General features: G+C 52.4%; 16 protein-coding genes. 9 read left to right on the forward strand and 7 right to left on the reverse strand.

The features are described from left to right. The first annotated feature begins 189 nt into the window (after window positions 1-189). The 5 genes from PsW74_RS15800 (at window position 190) to PsW74_RS15820 (ending at window position 5205) form a co-directional block, all read left to right on the forward strand. Window positions 190-1095, forward strand: a complete 906-nt coding sequence (locus PsW74_RS15800; protein WP_063287763.1) for a ThiF family adenylyltransferase — start codon at window positions 190-192, stop codon at window positions 1093-1095. Between the two features lie 270 nt (window positions 1096-1365). Beyond that, on the forward strand, window positions 1366-2355 hold the full coding sequence (locus PsW74_RS15805; RefSeq protein WP_063287764.1) for an ABC transporter substrate-binding protein: 990 nt from the start codon (window positions 1366-1368) through the stop codon (window positions 2353-2355). Between the two features lie 90 nt (window positions 2356-2445). After that, on the forward strand, window positions 2446-3216 hold the full coding sequence (locus PsW74_RS15810) for an ABC transporter permease subunit (RefSeq protein WP_082830601.1): 771 nt from the start codon (window positions 2446-2448) through the stop codon (window positions 3214-3216). Next, window positions 3206-4018 carry an ATP-binding cassette domain-containing protein gene (locus PsW74_RS15815; RefSeq protein ID WP_063287970.1) on the forward strand — a complete coding sequence of 271 codons (813 nt, stop codon included), beginning with the start codon at window positions 3206-3208 and terminating at the stop codon, window positions 4016-4018. Before PsW74_RS15810 ends, PsW74_RS15815 begins: the two co-directional genes overlap by 11 nt. Then, window positions 4015-5205: an NnrS family protein gene (locus PsW74_RS15820; protein ID WP_063287766.1), complete on the forward strand. Its 1191-nt coding sequence runs from the start codon at window positions 4015-4017 to the stop codon at window positions 5203-5205. Before PsW74_RS15815 ends, PsW74_RS15820 begins: the two co-directional genes overlap by 4 nt. A 255-nt stretch (window positions 5206-5460) precedes the next feature. On the opposite strand, the gene PsW74_RS15825 is transcribed toward PsW74_RS15820, so the two are convergent. Next, window positions 5461-8058, reverse strand: a complete 2598-nt coding sequence (locus PsW74_RS15825) for an ATP-binding protein (protein WP_063287767.1) — start codon at window positions 8056-8058, stop codon at window positions 5461-5463. After that, on the reverse strand, window positions 8055-8828 hold the full coding sequence (locus PsW74_RS15830) for a response regulator (RefSeq protein WP_063287768.1): 774 nt from the start codon (window positions 8826-8828) through the stop codon (window positions 8055-8057). The genes PsW74_RS15825 and PsW74_RS15830 overlap by 4 nt, the downstream gene beginning before the upstream one ends. A gap of 313 nt (window positions 8829-9141) precedes the next feature. On the opposite strand from PsW74_RS15830, the gene PsW74_RS15835 reads away from it, so the two are divergent. From PsW74_RS15835 to PsW74_RS15850, 4 genes are all read left to right on the forward strand, one after another. Continuing rightward, entirely contained in the window at window positions 9142-10164 is a 1023-nt protein-coding gene (locus PsW74_RS15835; RefSeq protein WP_063287769.1) for an ABC transporter substrate-binding protein, read from the forward strand. Window positions 10165-10270: 106 nt separating this feature from the next. Beyond that, entirely contained in the window at window positions 10271-12478 is a 2208-nt protein-coding gene (locus PsW74_RS15840; protein WP_057462474.1) for an iron ABC transporter permease, read from the forward strand. Between the two features lie 23 nt (window positions 12479-12501). Then, the gene (locus tag PsW74_RS15845) at window positions 12502-13572 is read left to right on the forward strand and encodes an ABC transporter ATP-binding protein (protein ID WP_063287770.1); all 1071 of its coding nucleotides are present in this window, start codon (window positions 12502-12504) and stop codon (window positions 13570-13572) included. Between the two features lie 192 nt (window positions 13573-13764). Next, window positions 13765-14856 (forward strand): DUF2235 domain-containing protein, encoded by a 1092-nt coding sequence (locus tag PsW74_RS15850; RefSeq protein WP_063287771.1) that lies wholly within the window; start codon window positions 13765-13767, stop codon window positions 14854-14856. A gap of 53 nt (window positions 14857-14909) precedes the next feature. Here PsW74_RS15850 and PsW74_RS15855 read toward each other — a convergent pair whose 3' ends face one another. The 5 genes from PsW74_RS15855 to PsW74_RS15875 all read right to left on the reverse strand — a co-directional run bounded on the left by PsW74_RS15855 (window position 14910) and on the right by PsW74_RS15875 (window position 19376). Further along, on the reverse strand, window positions 14910-15515 hold the full coding sequence (locus tag PsW74_RS15855; protein WP_063287772.1) for a cytochrome b/b6 domain-containing protein: 606 nt from the start codon (window positions 15513-15515) through the stop codon (window positions 14910-14912). Window positions 15516-15517: 2 nt separating this feature from the next. Continuing rightward, window positions 15518-15979, reverse strand: coding sequence for a cytochrome c (locus PsW74_RS15860; protein WP_063287773.1), 462 nt, complete (start codon window positions 15977-15979; stop codon window positions 15518-15520). Between the two features lie 266 nt (window positions 15980-16245). Beyond that, on the reverse strand, window positions 16246-16965 hold the full coding sequence (locus PsW74_RS15865) for an ATP-binding cassette domain-containing protein (RefSeq protein ID WP_244271736.1): 720 nt from the start codon (window positions 16963-16965) through the stop codon (window positions 16246-16248). 9 nt (window positions 16966-16974) lie between these two features. After that, a complete protein-coding gene (locus PsW74_RS15870; protein WP_063287774.1) occupies window positions 16975-18150 on the reverse strand; it encodes an FtsX-like permease family protein in 1176 nt (391 codons plus the stop codon). Continuing rightward, window positions 18147-19376 carry an HlyD family efflux transporter periplasmic adaptor subunit gene (locus PsW74_RS15875; RefSeq protein ID WP_063287775.1) on the reverse strand — a complete coding sequence of 410 codons (1230 nt, stop codon included), beginning with the start codon at window positions 19374-19376 and terminating at the stop codon, window positions 18147-18149. The genes PsW74_RS15870 and PsW74_RS15875 overlap by 4 nt, the downstream gene beginning before the upstream one ends. Between the last annotated feature and the right edge of the window lie 246 nt (window positions 19377-19622).

A 19622-nucleotide genomic window follows, 5' to 3' on the forward strand; every position in this document is an offset into this window, starting at 1 on the left:
TGACTTTATTGATTTGAATAGAGCAAAAATATTATTAACGTTAATATTATAAATAGTATTGACATATACTTAGTTTGTGAAAGATAAACTTGTTCAGGTTGTACAATAAGTTTGCGTGCAATCGATAAATATTTGTTTGTGTGCGGTTTTATTACTCGCACTGATTGGAAATTTTATTAGTGGAGGAAGATGTTGACTGTTTTAGCTGCATCTCAAGCACAAGGGTCTAAGTCAGGCACATGTGCAGGCTTTTCATATGACGCTGCTTTTTCCCGCAACATTGGTTGGGTGACACCGGAAGAGCAGCAAACTCTGCGTGGTAAGCGTGTTGCGATCGCTGGTATGGGCGGTGTCGGCGGCATTCATGCTGTCACATTGGCTCGATTGGGAATCGGTGCGTTCAGCGTGGCTGATTTCGATCACTTCGACATCGTCAATTTTAATCGCCAGATTGGGGCCACTGTCAGCACCCTGCAAGAACCTAAGGTTTCAGTGATGGCTGAACAGGTGCGTAACATTAATCCGGAGGTGGATCTGCGGGCCTTTCCCGATGGTGTAACCGATGAGAACATAGATGCCTTTTTGGAAGGCGTTGATATGTTTGTCGATGGCTTCGACTTCTTTGTGCTGGGTATGCGCAGAAAGGTTTTTGCAAAGTGCCGCGACCTTGGGATTCCAGCGGTTACGGCTGCTCCGCTTGGTATGGGCACTGCATATCTGTGTTTTACTCCGGATGGCATGAGCTTTGAGGACTATTTCCAGTTCGAAGGGGAAGATGAGTTACATCAGTACTTCAAGTTTTTGTTGGGTTTGGCACCAAGCGCGTTGCATCGCCATTCACTGGTGGACACCTCTCAACTGAACCTGAAGGAGGAGCGTGGCCCATCCACTGCTGCGGGTTGCCAGTTGGCTGCTGGGGTGGTTGGAGCGCAAGCCATTAAGCTGCTGCTGGGTCGCGGGCCATTGAAGCCAGCGCCGTGGTATCATCACTTTGACGCCTATGAGGGTAAGTTCGTGACCAAGCGCCTCCCCTCCGGAAATGGCAACTTCTTCCAAAAGCTGAGACTCAAAAAGACCATGCAACAGTTTACCTAGTTTCTGCATAATTGCAGGAACATAGGTGCGTGGGAGGCTTTCCCCTACAAAGAGAGATTGTGCGATTTCGGGCAAGTCGCACAAAGCTCCCGCGCATCTTGGAGCCTTTAGGCAGGGTTTCACATCTTAAATTGTTTTAATATGAGTTTAATCTTCAGGTTATTGACTTTTGTCAAATAAGCGAAGGAGTGATCGTGATCTACAGTAATTGCAATTCATTCGCATTTGCGAGCTGTTCGCTTTCTATCCCGTTTCGATGGAAACTCAAAAATGATCACACGTCGTTCTTTTCTTTCACACACTGCAGGGTTTACTGCTGCAGCATCTCTGGGTAGTACGCTGCCATTTGTAGCACAAGCGGCAAATCCGGCGCTGGCCCTGCATGGTCCGCCAGTGGGGCCATCTGTTGTGCTGTCTTACATTGCCAATAAAAGCTTGCTCTCTGACTTTACAGAGAAAGTAGATTTCTCCGTTTACAAGTCACCAGATGTCCTGCGCGCTGGTTTCGTTTCCGGTGACTGGAAATTGGCGGGCACCCCGTCTTATGTTGCCGCGAACCTTGCCAACAAAGGCCTGCCCGTGAAGATGCTGAACATTATGACCTGGGGCATGCTTTACGTGCTCAGTTATGATGGTTCTGTGAAGTCCCCTGCGGATCTGGCCGGTGAGAAGATCGGCATGTTCTTCCGAAATGATATGCCGGACCTGGTGTTTGGTCGTGTCATGGAGCAAAACGGGCTGACTGAGGGCAAAGACTACTCCTTGCACTATGTCAGCACCCCGTTTGAAGCATTACAGCTTCTGCTCTCAGGTCGCATCAAGCATTGCGTTCTGCCAGAGCCAGCTGCGACAGCGGGTATGGTCAAAGGCAAAAAGATGGGCAAGTCGATCCATCGTTCTATCGATCTGGCCAGTGAATGGGCGTCTGTGACGGGCGGCGAAGGTCGCTTCCCGATGGCAGGCATGATGGTGCATGAAGATCTGCTCAATGCACAGCCAGAGCTGATTGAAGGCTTCCACAAAGCCTGTGTCACCGGCACTGAGTGGGTGAAGGCAAACCCCAAGGAAGCGGCGGCTGTTGCATCTGAAAGCATCACGCTTCCTGCGCCTGTGATCGCCAAGTCCATTCCGCATACGCATCTGACAGCAGAGCGTGCCAAAGACATTCAGGCCGAGTTGGAGCAGTTCTACTCCATTCTGGCGGAAAAGAACCCATCTATCATTGGCGGAAAACTGCCAAACGCAGACTTCTATCTGTAGCGAAGCAGGCTTGGCAGGCTGCGCAAAGGTTACGGTCACCTGGTCTGCTGAGCCCAACACACAACGAGAACATACCTGATGATCCATCACATGCTATCGACGTTAATGAGTAAACTTTGGAGTGGTTGGGGCACACTTGCCGGGGTATTTCTCATTTTCGCGCTATGGCAAGTCGGTTTTGAGACCTTCGGGTCTTTGGTGTTGCCTGCGCCATTGGAAGCATTGAGCCGGTTGGTGGATCTTGTCGCTTTGCCATCCGGGCTCGAATACATTCTGATCACTGCCAAGCGGGCCTTTGCTGGCTTTCTGCTTGCCAGCGCGTTTGGTATTTTCTTTGGCCTGATAGCCGGTTGGTCCAACACACTGTCGCTACTCTGTAAGCCGTTTATCACTGTGGCCCTTGGGGTGCCGCCGATTGCATGGATCGTGCTCGCGCTGCTGTGGTTTGGTGGCGATGACGGCACGCCGATCTTTACAGTATTCATCTCAACGATACCGCTCATTTTCGCAGGCGCTTTGCAAGGCGTGCGGATGCGGGAGAAGGAGCTGGATGAGATGGCGCAGAGTTTTCATGTGCCGCTGGTTCAGCGGTTCTGGCAGGTGCAGGCACCGCAAATCGTCTCCTACCTCTTTCCGGCATGGGCAACAGCGTTGGGGTTGAGCTGGAAAGTTGTGGTGATGGCAGAGCTTCTCTCCAGCACGCGTGGCATTGGCGCAGGCCTTGCGGAAGCGCGCGTCAACATTGATACAGCATCCACCATGGCGTGGATTGTTGTGGTTGTTGGGCTGTTGCTGGTCATCGAAGGTATGTTGCTCAACCCGGTGAAAGATTATGTGGAGGGTTGGAAGCATGCTGAATGATACAGCTCCCCTGCTCTCCGTCGTGCCAAGTGGCGCAGCAGACACAAAGCCAACCGTTTTATCTGTCTCAGTGGAAGACCACCGCTATCATCCTTTGCAGCAAACATTGGCACCGAGTGCGCTGGAGCTGAAAAAAGGGGAAGTAGTCAGTATCATCGGCCCATCTGGATGTGGGAAGTCGACTTTTCTACGCATTGCAGCAGGGTTGATTGAGGCAAGTTCCGGGAAGATCTCAAGCACTGCAGATCGAACGGCGATCCTGTTTCAGGAACACCGGTTACTGCCATGGAAGAGCCTTCTGAACAACATCAGCTTTGGTCTTCAGGGACAAAAGCTCTCCAAGTTCCAGCGTATGAAGAAAGCACGGGCCGTCGCTTATGCCATGGGTTTCACTGAGGATGATCTGATCAAGTATCCCTCAGAGCTCTCCGGTGGCATGCGTCAGCGTGGAGCGTTGGCACGTGCGCTCGCGGTAGAACCTGATCTGCTGTTTTTAGACGAGCCGTTTAGCGCTCTCGACATTGGCCGCCGCCGCGATCTTTACCGATTGGTGTTGCATGAAGTTGATGAGAAACAGTGTTCCGTTCTGATGGTCACTCACGATGTGACAGAGGCTTTGGCTTTGAGCGACCGTGTTTTGGTCATGGCGCCGGATCCGGGCCATTTTGCCAAGGAATATGAAGTGCCACTGGCTCGCTCGGAGCGTACGCGTCGAAACCTTTTGGAACTTGAGGTGAGCTTGCTGGCTGATGATCGGATTGCGCAGCTGTTCAACATGAGCAATTGGGAGCAACTCGTATGACTGAGCTTTCCCATGTGCCTGCACAGCAGGCTTCTTTTTTTGATGCTCCGGTGTTTTCTGAAGGGTTCCGCGTCTTCTTTCCACTGTCAGCGCTTTATGCGGTGTTCTCCATCGTCGTATGGGGGCTTGTGCTTGCTGATGTGTTGCCAGTTCCGCTGGATGCAGATCCTCTCCTCTTCCATCAATATGAGATGTTCTTTGGCTTTTTCACGGGTGCGATGGCAGGTTTTTTGACGACTGCTGTCCCCTCTTGGTCAAACACACCAAAGATTGCGGGCGCACAATTGGCGGGGCTGGGTGCGCTTTGGCTGATGGGCCGCGTTGCGTTTTGGATGCTTGGCGCGCTTTCGCCAACTGTTGTCTTTGTGGTTCAGGCTCTCCTTCCTGCTGCACTGCTGATTGTTATTTTGCCAAGGCTCTGGCGTGCCAAGATGCGCCATCTCATGTGGCCGGTGCTTCTGCTTTGCGTGGCGCAACTTGTTTGCTTTTGGGAGTACACGCAGATTGGCGTTCTCAATCAGGGACTCGCGATTGCTGAGGGTGCGTTCGTCCTGATGGTCCTCACGGCTCTTGCTCCGGTTTCCATGGTGATTGTGAATGATGCGTTGGCCACGCGAGAGGATGGCGCTGTGTTTGTTCCGCGTCCACCAATGAGGCGTGCGGCGTTGTTCTGCATCTCCGCGTTTACCCTTGCCAAGGTGTTGGGTGTCTCTGATGCTCTGCAAGGATGGTTGGCGCTGGCCTCTGCCTGCGCAGTGCTCAATATCTTGCAGGACTGGCATGTGGCGGGCTCTTTGCGAACCACCTTCGCGAAAGCGCTCTACCTGGTCTACTGGTTCTTTGGAGTTGGCTTTGCCTTGGAGTCTGGCGGATTGCTGGGACTGCTGTCAGCTGGTTCTTACGTTTCCGGTCAGCATATGATCTTCATCGGTGGTTTATCTCTGGCGACCTTTATGGTTTTGACCATCGCTGGTCTGCGACACGCAGGGTACTCGCTGAAGCTTTCCAAGCTGCTTGGAGCAGCGATCCTCTCCCTCATAAGTGCTTGTCTGGTCCGTTCGCTCGGCCCACTTCTTCTCCCAGATCTGGATGTAATGCCACTGGCCTGGAGCCTGTTTGCGCTCGCTTTCACTCTTTACCTGATCCATTTCCTGCCCGTGGTTCTCCGCGAAAACTTCGTAGAATAAAGGCGACTGACTATGCTTTCTTTATCAAGATTGTTTGAACCGAAGAAAACCGACCTTTCTGAAGGCCTCGCTTCGCATGCCCTTGAACCTGAGTGCGGCGCAGCGGCATTAGCTGGCAAGGGTTGCAGTATGAAAGACAGAGAGTTTTGTCATGATGCTCGGTGTTATGCTCTTTCGCAGGCTTGTCATGCAGGTTGTGATCAACATCAATTCATTGATGCGCTTTGGGCAGAGAACAGGCACTGATGCAAAGCCTTAGTCAGCAGCCTCAAACTGCTTTATCTGGCTGAGCAAAGCTTCGGCCAGTTGCTCCTTGCTGTAAGGCTTAGCCAGTCGTGTAATCCGCTCCAAACTCTGTGTTTGTGGTTCCAGTGCTTTGGGGAAACGGCCTGAGGTGACGACCACTTTTTGGTCTGCGCAGGCTTTGATGCTGGCTTCAGCAAGATCCCATCCGATTTTGCCATCTTCAAGCTGAACATCCGTGAAAAGAATGTCAAACTTGGTTCCGTTCTCGATAAGGACCTTGGCAGAGCCGTAGCTGTTGGCTTCGATGCAGATTAGATCCATCTCCTGCAGCATAGTCTTGGCGCGTAATAGAGTTTGCAGATCATCCTCAACCACCAGAATGCGGCGAGGCTGGTCAAATGTGATCGCGGTGTTGGGTACAAAATCTTCCATTGGAGCCTGCGGAATGACGAGGGTTACTGTTGTCCCCTCCTTCTTCTCGCTGGTGATACCCATTTCCCCACCAGATTGCTTAATGAAGCCGAAAACCATACTCAACCCAAGCCCAGATCCTGCAGAGGTACGTCGGGTAGTGAAGAAGGGCTCATAAACACGCTCCAACGTTTCCTGATCCATACCGCACCCATCATCAGTCACACTGATGGAAACGCTCTCGGACCCATTGACGACGACATGAATAGAGATGGTGCCCGCATCTGAAATGGCATGGGAGCTATTGATGCAAAGGTTCAGCAGAGCGCTTTCCAGCTGGCCGGGATCGATGCGCACATAGGTTGAGACCTCCGGTAAATCTGTCGTCAGGACAATCCGTTCATCGATGCTCAAGGAAATGATCTCAGCCACACTCTCAATGAGATGGTTGATCTCAACGACCTCTGGCTCAAGGTGCTGTTTGCGGGCGAAGGCAAGCAAGCGCTGTGTCAGGTTGGTGGCCATCTCTACTGCGCTGTGAATGCGCTGGATGTTACCTTTCAGATCAATGATTTTGGAGCTTTTACGCTCAATTATTCCGACACTGCCAGAGATGCTAGTCAGGATATTGTTGAAGTCATGGGCCACTTCACCCGTTAGCTGCCCAAGACTTTCCAGTTTCTGCTTTTGTTGCGCCTGTTCCTGAACAAAGCGACGGTCCGTTGCATCAGAAAATGACCAGACTGCGCCACCTTCAGGTAGCGGGCTTTTGCGCACTTCGATCAGGATACCGTCATCATCTATCAGTTCTGCAAAGCGAAAGCGCGTGCCATGTGGGCGGACGTTTTCATCCTTCCATCTGAACCCTGAGTTCTGGATGAGTACACGAATGTCTTTGGCGGTATCGATCTCCGCCTCACTGATGCGAAGCGTTTCTGCCAACCGTGGGTTCCACGCCGTCATATCATGGGCATCGTTGGTCAGAACCAGCCCTTCAGCAATGCAGTTAAAGGTGGTCTCGAACAGCTCTGTCTTACGCTGCAACTGGCCATAAATGCGGCGCAACCGAATGGAGTTGGCGCGGAAAATGCGGAAAGAGTGCAACAGCCGCGTGATCTCATCATCCTGCCGTGTAGGACGTGGGAGTACGGTGGTGTGATTGCCCTTTGCCAGACTGGACATGGCATGGGAGATGCGGTTGATGTTTTTGGTTACATATCCGGCGATGTAGTGTGCCGACATTAAAGCCAGCAGAATACTTGCGATGCCTGTGAGCAGAACAACAAGCTGTGCGCTGGAGATGTAGGAGGATGTTTCCTGCCGTTGTTTGGCGATTTCGTTGCCGGACAGGCGTACAAATTCAGCCACCAGCTGGTTGATCATTTGCGCACTGGATTTGATTTTGAAAAGTGCGTTGCGAGCTTCCAGTTGTCCCGCCATTGCCAGATGACGGATGGCGTAAAGGCCTGCGTTGTCCTCTGCTATTGTCTTCAGAACTGCAACAGCCTCCTGAACCTCAGGGGCTGATACGCCTTCCAGCTCGGCCATCTGCAGATGATAGCGGCGACGCAGCTCGCCCAGACTGAGGAAATCGGTCACATGAGCTGCGGAAATCAGCAGATTCGCTGCTTGCCCAATCCCCTGCCACGCCTCACGTTCCTCTGCATTCTGGTAGAACGTAGAGGAATTTTTGACTGCGAGGCGCTCCATCTTAGTGAGATCAACAAGCAGGGTGCGGACCTGATCCTCAGACTCGCTGATTTGCTGGGCTGCGTTGACCAGCACAGCCACCTGAGAGCGCATGAGCGAAAGGTTTTGCTGCACTTGCGGCAGAAAACGCCCGAGACTGCCCTGTTGCCGTGCAAGCGGAAAGTTGTCTCGATATTGCTGTTCTGCCTTACTCAGCTCAACAAGCAAGCGAGAGCCTTCGTTCTCAATCTGATAGACCGAGGAAAGGTTCAGGATGAAGGGAGCTGAACTCACCAGACCTGCTGATTTATTAGCCAGTTGGAGTGAGCTTGCGATTGCTTCAATGGTTTTTTGGTAGTGCCCAACGAGTTTCACGTTGGCTTGGTCCAGCCAGTACCAAGCGATCGATCCTGCAAACAGTGTTGCAAAAGTCAGCAGCGTGATGGCTGCCAGCAAACGTGTTTTGATGGAAAGCAGAGCTTTCAAGCGTTGGGGCAGAAGGGTCATGGCAGATCTACAGCGGCTTCATCCAGTGCGAAGACATAGCCTTTGCCGCGGCGGGTCTGCAAAAAGACCGGCTTGGATGGATTGGCCTCAATCTTCCGGCGCAAACGCAGGATTAAAACATCGACGGTGCGGTCCATATAGCGGGAAAGATCGCCCCCTAGATACTCCAGCAGTTCTACGCGATCAATCGGGCGGTTCGGATTCTCTATGAGAAACTCCAGTAGGCGCAACTCAGAATTGGTCAGGCTAATTTCCCGTAGGTTCTTGTCCAGTAACCGCCGTTCATCGGAGATGAAAGAGAGTTCACCGAGAGGAATGATCCCAGCGCTGGGAGCTTGAGGTGCAGCGAGCGCGACTGTTGGCTCCGGTTCTGCAGGAACGTTGCGCTTGTAACGGCGCAGAACGGCACGAATGCGAGCGATCAGTTCGCGTGGATTGAACGGCTTCATCAGAAAATCATCTGCACCCGTTTCCAACCCGACGATCTTATCTACTTCATCACCTGTGCCGGTGAGTAGGATGATAGGAAAATCGTAGGATGTTCGCAGGCGTTGAGCGAGCATCATGCCGCTTTCACCATCCAACTTCAGATCTATGATTGCCAGATCAAGGCTTTCCAGCTCTTTGAGCGCGATAAGCTCTTTGCTTCCGTGGCATGGCAGTGCCTGAAACCCGTATTCATGCAGCAGTTCCTGCAAGACCTCGCGAATAGCCGGGTCGTCATCAACGACAGCTACCTTTGAGGGTGACCCATCCCAACTCTCGGTCATTTAAGTAACCTTCCTCGCAACCCGTACCATGCTCCCAGACGCATACTTGGAGGTCGTTTTTGATTTTCTTCAGATTGCGGCGACAATGCACGGGAAAGTGCCTTGTCATCAATAATTCTAATATTTCATATGTAACTCATTTCTGTAATAAATGTAACATTTAAAATATATATCTGCTAAATAGGAACATACTTAACTGTAAATCATAAGCACTCCTGTGATGTTTCATGTAATTTTCTAATCAAGTTATGGGATTATGTGGGTGTACTTGTAAGTTGTTACACCTACATGCGTTTAGACTTGGGAGAAGATAATGAAAAACGCTCTTTTAGGTGGTCTTGCTGCTGTTGGCCTTCTTGCTGCACTTCCAGCAACTGCTTCTGCTGAAGAACTCAACATGGTCTGCGGTGCTGAGCAGGACTGGTGTGAGCTGATGGCACGCGGTTTTGAGGATGAAACCGGCAATGAAGTTCTGATGGTGCGCAAAAGCACTGGCGAAACACTCGCTCAGGTGCGTGCAGAAGCAAGCAACCCTAAGATTGACGTTTGGTGGGGCGGTACTGGCGATCCACACCTGATCGCAGCGTTTGAAGGCCTGACGCAGGATCCGGGTGTTGACACCAGCGACCTGTTGGGCTGGGCTTCCAACATGCACAAGATCTCAAATGGTGGCACTGTTGGCATCTACGCTGGCGCACTCGGCATTGCGTATAACGCTGAAGTTCTGGAAGAGCGCGGCCTGCCAGCTCCAGCTTGCTGGAAAGATCTCACAAACCCTGCTTACACTGGTGAAATTCAGGTTGCGAACCCAAACAGCTCCGGCACTGCTTACACTGAGCTGGCAACATTTGTTCAGCTGTTTGGTGAAGATGAGGCCTATCGTCTGCTGACCGAAATCGGCAAGAACGTAAACCAGTACACAAAATCCGGTTCCGCACCAAGTAAAGCTGCTGCTCGCGGTGAAACCACCATCTCCATCGGCTTTATGCATGACATGGTGAAACTGGCAGGTTCCGGATTCCCGCTGAAGATCGTAGCGCCTTGTGAAGGTACTGGTTACGAAGTTGGCGCTGTGAGCGTGATCAAAGGTGCAAAGCACCCTGAACTGGCGAAGCAGTTCGTTGAATACGCTCTGCGTCCAGACGTTCAATCCCGTTCTGTTGAAGTGAAGTCCTTCCAGGTTCCTTCCAACTCCAAAGCATCCGTTGCTCCAGAGTCTCCAGATCTGGCAAGCATCAAGCTGATCGACTACGACTTTGCAACATATGGCGAGCGTTCCACTCGTGAGCGCCTGCTGAAGCGCTGGAACGAAGAAGTTAAAAACGCTTCTCACTAAGTAAATCGAGCGTTGAAGGGCGGACTTATTCTCTGTCCGCCCTTCACCCCATATGCGTTGCATCGTATTCGCGCTTGCGCCAATACAAAACTCTCGGATCAACATCATGCGAAAGACAATTGCGCTCTGGCTCGCTGCCGGAATAGTGGGATTTTGCATATTTCCCTGGTACTCAGTAGAAAGCGGCTTTTGGTCTTTTAGCTGGTTGTTCAGCGAATTCCTTAGCGAAGACGCCGCACCTGCCCTCTTCCAAGCTCTGCTTTATGGCCGCTGGTGGTTTGTTCCATTAGCATTGGCATTCGTCGGCATCGGTCTGTCGTTTGCTTTGCTGAAAGACGAACGCACCCGGGCAAAGGCCCTTGTTATTCTGTCTATGACAGGCCTTGCTCTGTTGTTTGCGCAGGGCTTTGCAATTGGCAGAGTCGGACCAGAGCTGTTCATTGATACTCTCAACTTCGGCTCAGCTGCAGCAGGTCAGGTTGGCTTCGGATCTGGGGCGATGATAACCGCCGGGGCTCTCCTCTTTATCCTCACCACCAGCATTTCAGGTCTTGGTCAGGGCCGTGGTGATGCGTTCATCGTTGGCAGCATCGGCCTCATTATTGCTCTGGTGATTACCTTCGTTTTCTACCCGGTCTCCCAGATCCTGATCCGCGCGTTTGAAGCAAGTGATGGAGGCATTGATATTGCCTTGTTCTTCACACGCTTCTTCTCCAGTGATATCTGGAGCCTTGCCTGCCTTGCTGGCGGCAAAACCTGTGGTCCAGCCTGGAACTCTGTTTTCCTCGCAGTGCTCACCGGTGCTGGTACAACCCTCCTCGGCCTTGCCTTTGCGCTGGTCGCGACCAAAACCGCGTTTCCTGCGAAAAAACTGCTGCGCATTCTCACCATTATTCCAATCATCACTCCTCCCTTTGTGATTGGTCTGGCGCTGATCCTCATGTTCGGCCGCGCTGGTGTAGTGACAGATGTGCTGCATGATGTTTTTGACATCTCGAAAAGCCGTTGGCTCTACGGTTTCTCCGGCATTTATCTCGCGCAGCTGCTTTCCTTTACGCCGATTGCCTTCCTTGTACTCATCGGTGTGGTTGAGGGCGTCAGCCCTTCCATGGAAGAAGCCTCTCAAACCCTCAACGCTACTCAGTGGCAGACCTTCAAGAACGTCACATGGCCTCTGATGCGTCCGGGTCTGGCAAATGCCTTCTTGCTTGGCTTCATTGAAAGTATCGCCGACTTTGGCAACCCGTTGGTGCTGGGTGGCAACTTCAACGTCCTGTCGACCGAGATCTACTTTGCCATTGTCGGTGCTGTGGCTGATCCATCCAGAGCGGCTGTTCTGGCTGTCGTCTTGCTCATGCTCACCCTGTCTGCCTTTGTGGCGCAGCGCTTGTGGCTTGGCAAAAAATCCTATGCGACTGTGACAGGCAAGGCTGACTCCGGCCAGCATTCACCGCTGAACTCTGCGCTTAAATGGACATGCTACGGCTTTGCATTGCCATGGGCAGCGTTCACAGCTGTTGTCTATTCCATGATCGTATTCGGCAGCTTCGTGAAGCTTTGGGGTTATGATAACACCTTCACGCTGGATCACTACATTCGGGCATTCTCTGTCAGCTTCAACAACGGTATCCGCTGGACGGGTGTGGCGTGGGACAGTTACTTCACCACGCTCACCATCTCCACCATCGCGGCTCCACTCACCGCTGTCGTTGGTTTGCTCACTGCCTACCTGCTGGTGCGTCAGAAGTTTGCTGGCAAGAACCTGTTTGAGTTCAGCACAATGCTCAGCTTTGCAATTCCGGGCACTGTGATTGGTGTGGCTTACATCATGGCCTTCAACACACCACCAATTGAGCTGACTGGCACCAGTATCATCCTGATCATCGTGTTCGTATTCCGCAACATGCCTGTGGGTGTGCGCGGTGGTATCGCGGCTATGTCCCAGCTGGATAAGAGCCTTGATGAAGCCTCCATCACGCTTGGTGCTAATAGCTTCACCACTGTTCGCAAGGTGATCCTGCCTTTGATGGGACCAGCAATCCTCGCAGCTCTGGCTTACAGCTTCGTTCGTGCCATCACGTCTGTGAGTGCGGTGATCTTCCTGGTGAGTGCGCGCCACAACATGGCAACCTCGTTCATCGTGGGCCGTGTTGAACATGGCGAGTACGGTATCGCGATTGCGTACTCCTCTGTGCTGATCATCACCATGCTCGTGGCAATCCTACTGCTGCAGGTCGTCATTGGGCAGCGCAAGTTGCGTCGTCAGAACCGTCTGCAAACCTCAAACAAAAACAAAGAGCTGGCTTCAGCTTAATCCTAGAGTTTCTGGAGTAAATCATGTCTATTATGCAAAAAGCAGGCTCTGTACAGTTCCGGGATGTCGTCAAAAAATACGGTTCTGTCACCGCGCTGAAGCCTCTCAATCTGGAAATCCAGCAGGGCGAGCTTGTCACTCTGCTGGGCCCAAGTGGTTGCGGCAAAACCACCACCCTACGTCTCATCGCCGGGTTGGAAGCCGCAACTGAAGGCACCATCTACATCGGTGGTAAGGATGTCACTCACCTGACCGCAACGTACCGCAATGTGTCCATGGTGTTCCAGTCCTACGCGCTCTTTCCGCATATGAGTGTGGTCGACAACGTGTCCTACGGTCTGCGCGTCAACAAGGTGCCTGCCAAGGAAGCCAAAGCAAAAGCAGAAGAAGGCTTGGCGATGGTTGGTCTGGCTGGGTACGGCGAGCGCCTGCCAAGTGAGCTTTCCGGTGGTCAGCAGCAGCGTGTGGCAGTTGCTCGCGCTGTGGTGCTGGAGCCGGAAGTGCTGTTGCTTGACGAGCCGCTTTCCAACCTTGATGCGAAACTGCGTCGTCACGTGCGCGAAGAGATCCGCGAAATCCAGCAAAAGCTTGGCCTGACCGCTGTCTATGTGACGCATGATCAGGAAGAAGCGATGGCTGTTTCTGACCGCATCATCGTGATGAACAAAGCGGAGATTGCACAGTCGGGTACGCCGCGTGAGCTCTACAACCAGCCGAATTCCGCGTTTATTGCGGACTTTATTGGTGATGCAAACGTGGTGGATTGTGAGATTGCAGGTTTCAGTGAAGGCACAGTTTCACTGAAAGTTGGTGGGGCCTCTGTTGTTCTGCCTTACTCTGGTCCGGCGTGTCAGCACGGTAAGCTGGCGATCCGTCCAGAAGGCATCACCGTTACACAAGATGGGGCCAATGGCATCGCTGCGAGCATTGCTTACGCAGCTTATCTCGGCAACCAGATCCAGTACTCCCTCAACACCGGATTTGGCAAGCTGTTCGCCATTGATCACAATCTGAGTGCAACGGTTATTCCAACAGGCGCAGAAGCCTTCATCCACCTCAAAGAAGAGGGGCTGGCCTTTTTGCCAGAAGCATAAGGGCTAGGACAGCCACCTCCATCCGAACCCTCTCTTCTAAAACAGAAGCCCGGAGATCCCCCTCTCCGGGTTTCTTTTTGTCTGGCTCATGAGAATGTGTGGGGTGCATGAGGTGTAGATACCCGTATAAGCTGTACTTACCTGTATTTGCTGATTAAGTTTAAGTGACACTGCAGTTTTGGGAGGTAGGCCATGGCGAAGAACATAGTGGTGTTTTCAGACGGAACCGGTCAAGAGGGTGGCGAAGGTCCGGACACGAACGTCTATAAGCTCTTCAGGATTTGCGAAAACAGAACCAAACGGCAAGTGCTGTTTTATGATCGCGGATTGGGCACGAAAGCGCACCGCTCTCGTGTTACGCGTTTACTGGGCAATGCCACCGGGCTTGGCATCAGCAAGAACCTGATGGAATGCTATCAGTTCATCTTCGAGAATTATCAGGCCAAGGATAAGATCTACCTGTTCGGCTTCAGCCGCGGCGCCACCACCGTGCGCAGCCTTGCAGGTTTCATCGAGATGTTCGGCATCCTACCCAAATCCCGACCAGAACTGATCGCCAAAGCTTACAAGATTTACCAGATCAGTGATTGTCATGCGCGAAAAGCCAAAGCACAGGAATTTCGCGAAAAGCACCACAATATGTGGGCAGATGTTGAGTTTATCGGCGTGTGGGATACGGTCGCAGCGCTTGGCCTGCCATGGAAGCCTCTTTCAGCTGCCATCAACAAGCTCCCCGGCTTCAAACATGAGTTCCATGACCTGACATTGCCTGCAGCCGTGAAGAATGCTTACCACGCCCTATCCATTGATGATGAGCGTGAGGTGTTCCATCCTGTCCTGTGGAATGAGAGTACCGCGCCAAACCAGATCATGCAGCAAACCTGGTTTGCAGGTGTGCACACTGATATTGGCGGTGGCTATGAGGATTCCCGACTTTCAGACATCACATTCAATTGGATGCTGGAGCACGCAGAACGGAACGGCTTGCGTATTCATGAAAGCAGTCGCAAAGCGCTGGTTGCCAAATTAAATCCGGATGAGACAGGCACGATCCATAATCCGCGTGAAGGCATCTTTGAGTACATCTACAAAGTGAAGCAAAGAATGTGGCCGCGGTTGGATCTGAACGCACGAGAACGCGGGCAGCCGCACGTTCATCCGAGTGTGCTTAAGCGGGCGAACAATCCGGAGATCAGCTACAAACCCTGGATGATAGACAATAACCCGATTGAGGAACCGCCGATCAAACGGACGGCTAAAGCGCGGGAAACTGAAACCTCTTAGGCAAAGAAAAGCCGGAGCAGATGTTGCTGCCCCGGTCTGATTTATTGCGAAGATCACTTGGCTTTTCGATAGCCTGTGATCATTGGGGTGACAAGATCTTCCCGCTTCCACAAACGGTAGAAGAAGATCGCTGCCACGTGCAGAACCACCAGAATGAGCGTTGCACGGGCTAATATGCCATGCCACGCCAATGCAGTGCGGGCGCTGTCTATCCCCGCCCACGAGGCCAATGGCCCAACATTGATGTAGTCCTCCGGATCTGCGAACAGTCCCAGTGCCGCCTGCGCTCCAATCACTCCAAGCAAAAGGAAAACGAACAGGCCGCCAAGCGGGTTATGTCCCTTCCAGTTGCTTGCCTGCCGTTTTGGCAGTTTTGCGATGTAGGAGAACAGCGTTTTGGGGCTGTAAACAAAGCTTGAGAAACGAGCTGTCTCTGAGCCAATGAACCCCCAGACCAGTCGGAACACAATGAGGGCGAGCACTGCATAGCCAAACCAGAAGTGCAGCGTCATCACGTCTGGCCCAAACTTGCCCAAACCCCACGCGGCGGCAACGCAGCCTGCGAAAAGCCAATGGAACAGGCGCAGTGGCAGGTCCCAAACAGAGGCCCCTGTTTTCTTCTGCGTTTCCAAAGAATGATCAGCGCTCGCAACCGTCATTTTTAGAAGTCCTTCGCGCGGAATTCTTTGTGGCAGCCTTTGCAGGTGCCGCCAAGTTTGCCGAGTGCTTTGCCCAATGCAGGACGACCTTCGCCAGCGACATCATTCAATGCAACAAGTGCCTGATAGAATTCTTTTCCCTTGGCCTGATAGCCAGCCATGTCTTCCCAGATCACCGGAAGGGCGCGGGTTTTTCCCGGCAGGTCGGCGTTGGATGTGCCAGGAGTGTACAGGCCAGCTGCATTGTAGCTGGCAACAGTCATCATGTTGCCAGAAGCCGCTTTTGCTTTCTCAGCACTGTACTCAACTTCGCTTTTTGCCATGGCTGCCAGAGCGCCCATATCATGCCCAAGCAGAGTAAAGTAAGCGCGGCGGGCTTCTACGACGTCGTCTTTGGTTGTGTCTGCCGCAAAAGCTGAAGTTGCAGTCATAGCGACCAGCGCAGTGATCAATAGTTTACGCATGGATTTCTCCGTGTTTGGTGATTGCCTAGTATTTGATGGGGGTGTTTTTGTTTTGATTGTTCTATCTGAAATAAATCTTCTGGCATCGCATTAGCGGCCATTGTCTATTTCTTGTCTTTGCATAGTCTAGTTATGTATATACCCGTATAAGAATAATTTGAGCTTGCTAGAGGTTAGAATAGTTGAGCCAACTATCGCTTCAACGGGAATGTTGTAATAGTTTGTCGCAAGGTGTAACGGGCGCTTGCATGTATTCGTTTGAGAGATCATGCAGGCACAGCTTCCTCAACCAGATGCCCCTCATCCATGGTCAGAATACGATCCGCCAATCGCAGGATACGGTTGTCATGAGTGACCATCACCGTGGTGATGCCACGCTTCTCTCCCAGCTCTTTGAGCAGCTTGACCACTGTTAGCCCGGTGTCCTTGTCCAGAGCAGCCGTCGGCTCATCTGCAAAGATGATATCTGGTGAGGAAACCAGTGCGCGCGCGATAGCAACGCGTTGTTTTTGTCCGCCGGAAAGGTGGGCGGGCAGATAATCACTGCGATCTTCCAGGCCCAGAATGCTGAGCATATGCCGTGCAGCCTTCTCCTGCTGTGCCGCATCAACGGTTGCCTTCACGCCGTTTTGGTGAACCTGCAACCCCATCAGTACGTTCTGGGTCGCCGTCAGGCTTTCGTGCAAATTATGCGCCTGAAAGATAAAGCCAAGGCGTCGCCGCAACATGATCTTCATCGTCTCGTCTGCACTGTGCAGTTCATGTCCCAGTAAGGCGAGTTGGCCTTTCTGTACATCACGTAGGCAACCCATGAGCGTCAATAGCGTGGTTTTACCGGACCCGGACGGCCCCATCAGCACGGTCAAACTACCTTTTTCGATCTCGAAGTTAACGTCGAATATAGCTTGTTTGCGGGCTTCCCCCTCGCCAAACCAATGGTTGAGACCGGAGACGCTGATTGGAGCATGTGGTGTGTATGTCATCATCAGACCCTCCTAGAACAGGTCAGCTGGATCAGCATGAGCCAATCGACGCGTTGCAATGGTTCCAGAAAGTGCACAGGCGGCCAACGTGCCAAGGAATACAATGAGTGCCCGCGCCAGAGTGAGCCCCACAGGCAGACCGGATTTCAATGCCAGCATTTTGTAAATGCCCATGGCAGCAAACACCCCGGGGAAGAACCCAAGCACTGCAAGGACCATGGCTTCCTCAAAGATGATGCTGAGGAAGAACCCTTGACTAAACCCCATCGCCTTGAAGGTTGCATACTCCTTCAGGTGATCGGCCACATCTGTGCTGAGAACCTGATACACGATGACAATGCCCACCAGCACGCCGATGATGGTGCCAAACCCGAAGATGATGCCCACTGGCTTTTCTGAGGTTTGGTAGGCTTGTTCGTCGGATGCTGCTTTGGCAAAGCTGCGAATTTTTAGGGTATCTGTAGGCAATACCTGCTTCAGCAGTTCAACCGCTCGCTCAACAGAAGCGCCTTCTTGCACCTTCAGCAAGATGTGGTCTGGCGCACCGGAACTGCGGGAGGGTGAGAGCCGCAAGACGCTCTGGTCAGACATCACCAGATTGCCATCGGCACTAAACCCAGCGCCAATCTGCAAGGTGCCGATCAGTTTGATCTGCCTGTTGTTCATTTCAAACACAGCAGGTGTTTCCGGTGAGAGGGAGTTAAAGAACTCCTCTGTTCCACCACGTGTTTTGCGGTCCACCAGTGCAGTATCGGGCAAAGCCAGCTGCAAAAACTGAGGGCGCAGCACAGGAGCCATGAAGTCAATGGCCTCAATGGGAAGCCCAACCAGTTGCAGACCAGCGATCTGGTCTTTCTGTACGCGCCAGTCCACCTTGGCAATGTAAACAGGAGCTGCTGCTGCGACCTCCGGCAGGGTCAACGCTTGCAGCATGTGCACACGAGCAACATTGCCGCCTTCGGTGAGGGATTTTGCATCAGATGCGGAAATCAGAATGTCCGCCTCAAACAGCTCATAGGGCTGCAAAGTGGAGCCAGTCAGAGCCCCCATCATGCCGAGCTGCACGAACACCAACACGTTGGCAAAAGCCACCCCAGCCAGTGCGGCGGCAAAGCGTCCTTTGTTGTGCGTCAACTGCAACCAGCCAATAGGCAATCGGCCCAGCATCCATGTGAGAAAACGAGTCACTTCGCTGCCTCATCGTTTGCTGGCTGAAAGTATCCGAGGATTTCCAGGTTGGTGAGGTTCGCCGCCAGTTCAGATGATGTCTCGTCCAACGTCACAACGACTGTCACCACACGGGCATCCGTGTTTGCGGCGGGGTCTACGCTAATGATGTTTTGTCGTCCGACGATCAGCCCGATCTCTGTCAGCGTTCCGCGCAGTTCCTGCGTCAAAGCTTCTGCGCGTAAGATGACAGCATCGCCGATGTTCAGACGGCCAATCTGGTTCTGGTAAATCTCCATTTCCGCAGTCATTTCGCGGGTGTTACCAAACTCAATGAGGCCTGCAGAAGATGGACGCTCACCGGGTTGCACCAGCAGATCCAGCACGGTGCCATCAAACGGCGCACGGACAACAGATTTTTCGAGGTCTACTTCAGCGGTGCGCAAAGCGATTGCAGCTGATTGTAACTTGCGTTTGGCGAGTTCTACATCCGCCTGAGAGAGATCGGCTGAACCACTGTAGCGCTGCAGGGTTGCCACCTTGCGAGCTACATCCAGTAAAGCGCTTTCGGCTTCAGCTTCTGCGCGGTCCAGTTGCGCTTGTGTAACCACCTTACGGGCAAACAGAGACTTGGTGCGCTCCAGTTCCGCCTGAGACAGATCCGCGTTGGTTTTGGAACGGTTAAGATCGGCTTCGTTCTCCACCTGACTGGCTGTGATAGAGAGCTGGACCTGCCGGAGGGAAGCTTCAGAAACCGCTATTTCCGCCTTGGCTGCCTCAACACTGGCTTCCAGTGAAGGGCGATTGTCCAACAAGGCGAGCACAGTGCCTGTCTCAACCCAATCGCCGACTGAGATTGGCAACTCCGCAATGCGGGCATCCCCTGCTCCGAATGGCAAGGCTATGGTAGAAACGCCGTCCCGCGGGATCAGCTTACCAAGCGCCACCACAGCACCAGCTTCCAGCGCTTTGATGTCTTCCTTGGTCACTGTCGTGTTGATTGGAACGGCAATTTTCTGATTGCTTCCGCCGCCCGGCTCCAGCCCTGTCATCTCATAAAACAGGCGTAGGCCAGCAGGTTGGAAGTACATGCCCATGACACCACCGGTGAACATGATAGCAATGAAGACAGGAACAAGCAGAATAATCCGCTTGAATGGCAAACCCTTGCGAGCATTACCCAAAATAGACGAAATGCCCGTGTCTTCCAAAGGCAGATCTTTGTTTGGCGCATTGTGATGGGTCACAGGACCACCTCTGCTGTGACTTGTTAATTATTACTTTCTAATATTCTAATATGAAAATCACGCAACCCAAAAATTGTACGGATTTGTAACACAGGTGGAATTTGAGTTTTGGTGCCAATCAGCCGAAGGTAGTAATGGTGGGAGAGGTGGTTGCCTAAGAAAACATCACTTGCCAAATGAAGTTTGTAGACTTTTTATTCTATTTACCCCCAAATTCCTGATAGAAAATAATTGGGGTAGCCAGGT

The sequence above is a fragment of the Pseudovibrio sp. W74 genome, assembly GCF_001623085.1.
GTDB lineage: Bacteria > Pseudomonadota > Alphaproteobacteria > Rhizobiales > Stappiaceae > Pseudovibrio.

Excerpts from the sequence above, each read along its gene's own strand:
- PsW74_RS15800 (WP_063287763.1), top strand. The coding sequence starts at position 190 with ATGTTGACTGTTTTAGCTGCATCTCAAGCACAAGGGTCTAAGTCAGGC.
- PsW74_RS15805 (WP_063287764.1), top strand. The coding sequence starts at position 1,366 with ATGATCACACGTCGTTCTTTTCTTTCACACACTGCAGGGTTTACTGCT.
- PsW74_RS15810 (WP_082830601.1), top strand. The coding sequence starts at position 2,446 with ATGCTATCGACGTTAATGAGTAAACTTTGGAGTGGTTGGGGCACACTT.
- PsW74_RS15815 (WP_063287970.1), top strand. The coding sequence starts at position 3,206 with ATGCTGAATGATACAGCTCCCCTGCTCTCCGTCGTGCCAAGTGGCGCA.
- PsW74_RS15820 (WP_063287766.1), top strand. The coding sequence starts at position 4,015 with ATGACTGAGCTTTCCCATGTGCCTGCACAGCAGGCTTCTTTTTTTGAT.
- PsW74_RS15825 (WP_063287767.1), bottom strand. The coding sequence starts at position 8,058 with ATGACCCTTCTGCCCCAACGCTTGAAAGCTCTGCTTTCCATCAAAACA.
- PsW74_RS15830 (WP_063287768.1), bottom strand. The coding sequence starts at position 8,828 with ATGACCGAGAGTTGGGATGGGTCACCCTCAAAGGTAGCTGTCGTTGAT.
- PsW74_RS15835 (WP_063287769.1), top strand. The coding sequence starts at position 9,142 with ATGAAAAACGCTCTTTTAGGTGGTCTTGCTGCTGTTGGCCTTCTTGCT.
- PsW74_RS15840 (WP_057462474.1), top strand. The coding sequence starts at position 10,271 with ATGCGAAAGACAATTGCGCTCTGGCTCGCTGCCGGAATAGTGGGATTT.
- PsW74_RS15845 (WP_063287770.1), top strand. The coding sequence starts at position 12,502 with ATGTCTATTATGCAAAAAGCAGGCTCTGTACAGTTCCGGGATGTCGTC.
- PsW74_RS15850 (WP_063287771.1), top strand. The coding sequence starts at position 13,765 with ATGGCGAAGAACATAGTGGTGTTTTCAGACGGAACCGGTCAAGAGGGT.
- PsW74_RS15855 (WP_063287772.1), bottom strand. The coding sequence starts at position 15,515 with ATGACGGTTGCGAGCGCTGATCATTCTTTGGAAACGCAGAAGAAAACA.
- PsW74_RS15860 (WP_063287773.1), bottom strand. The coding sequence starts at position 15,979 with ATGCGTAAACTATTGATCACTGCGCTGGTCGCTATGACTGCAACTTCA.
- PsW74_RS15865 (WP_244271736.1), bottom strand. The coding sequence starts at position 16,965 with ATGATGACATACACACCACATGCTCCAATCAGCGTCTCCGGTCTCAAC.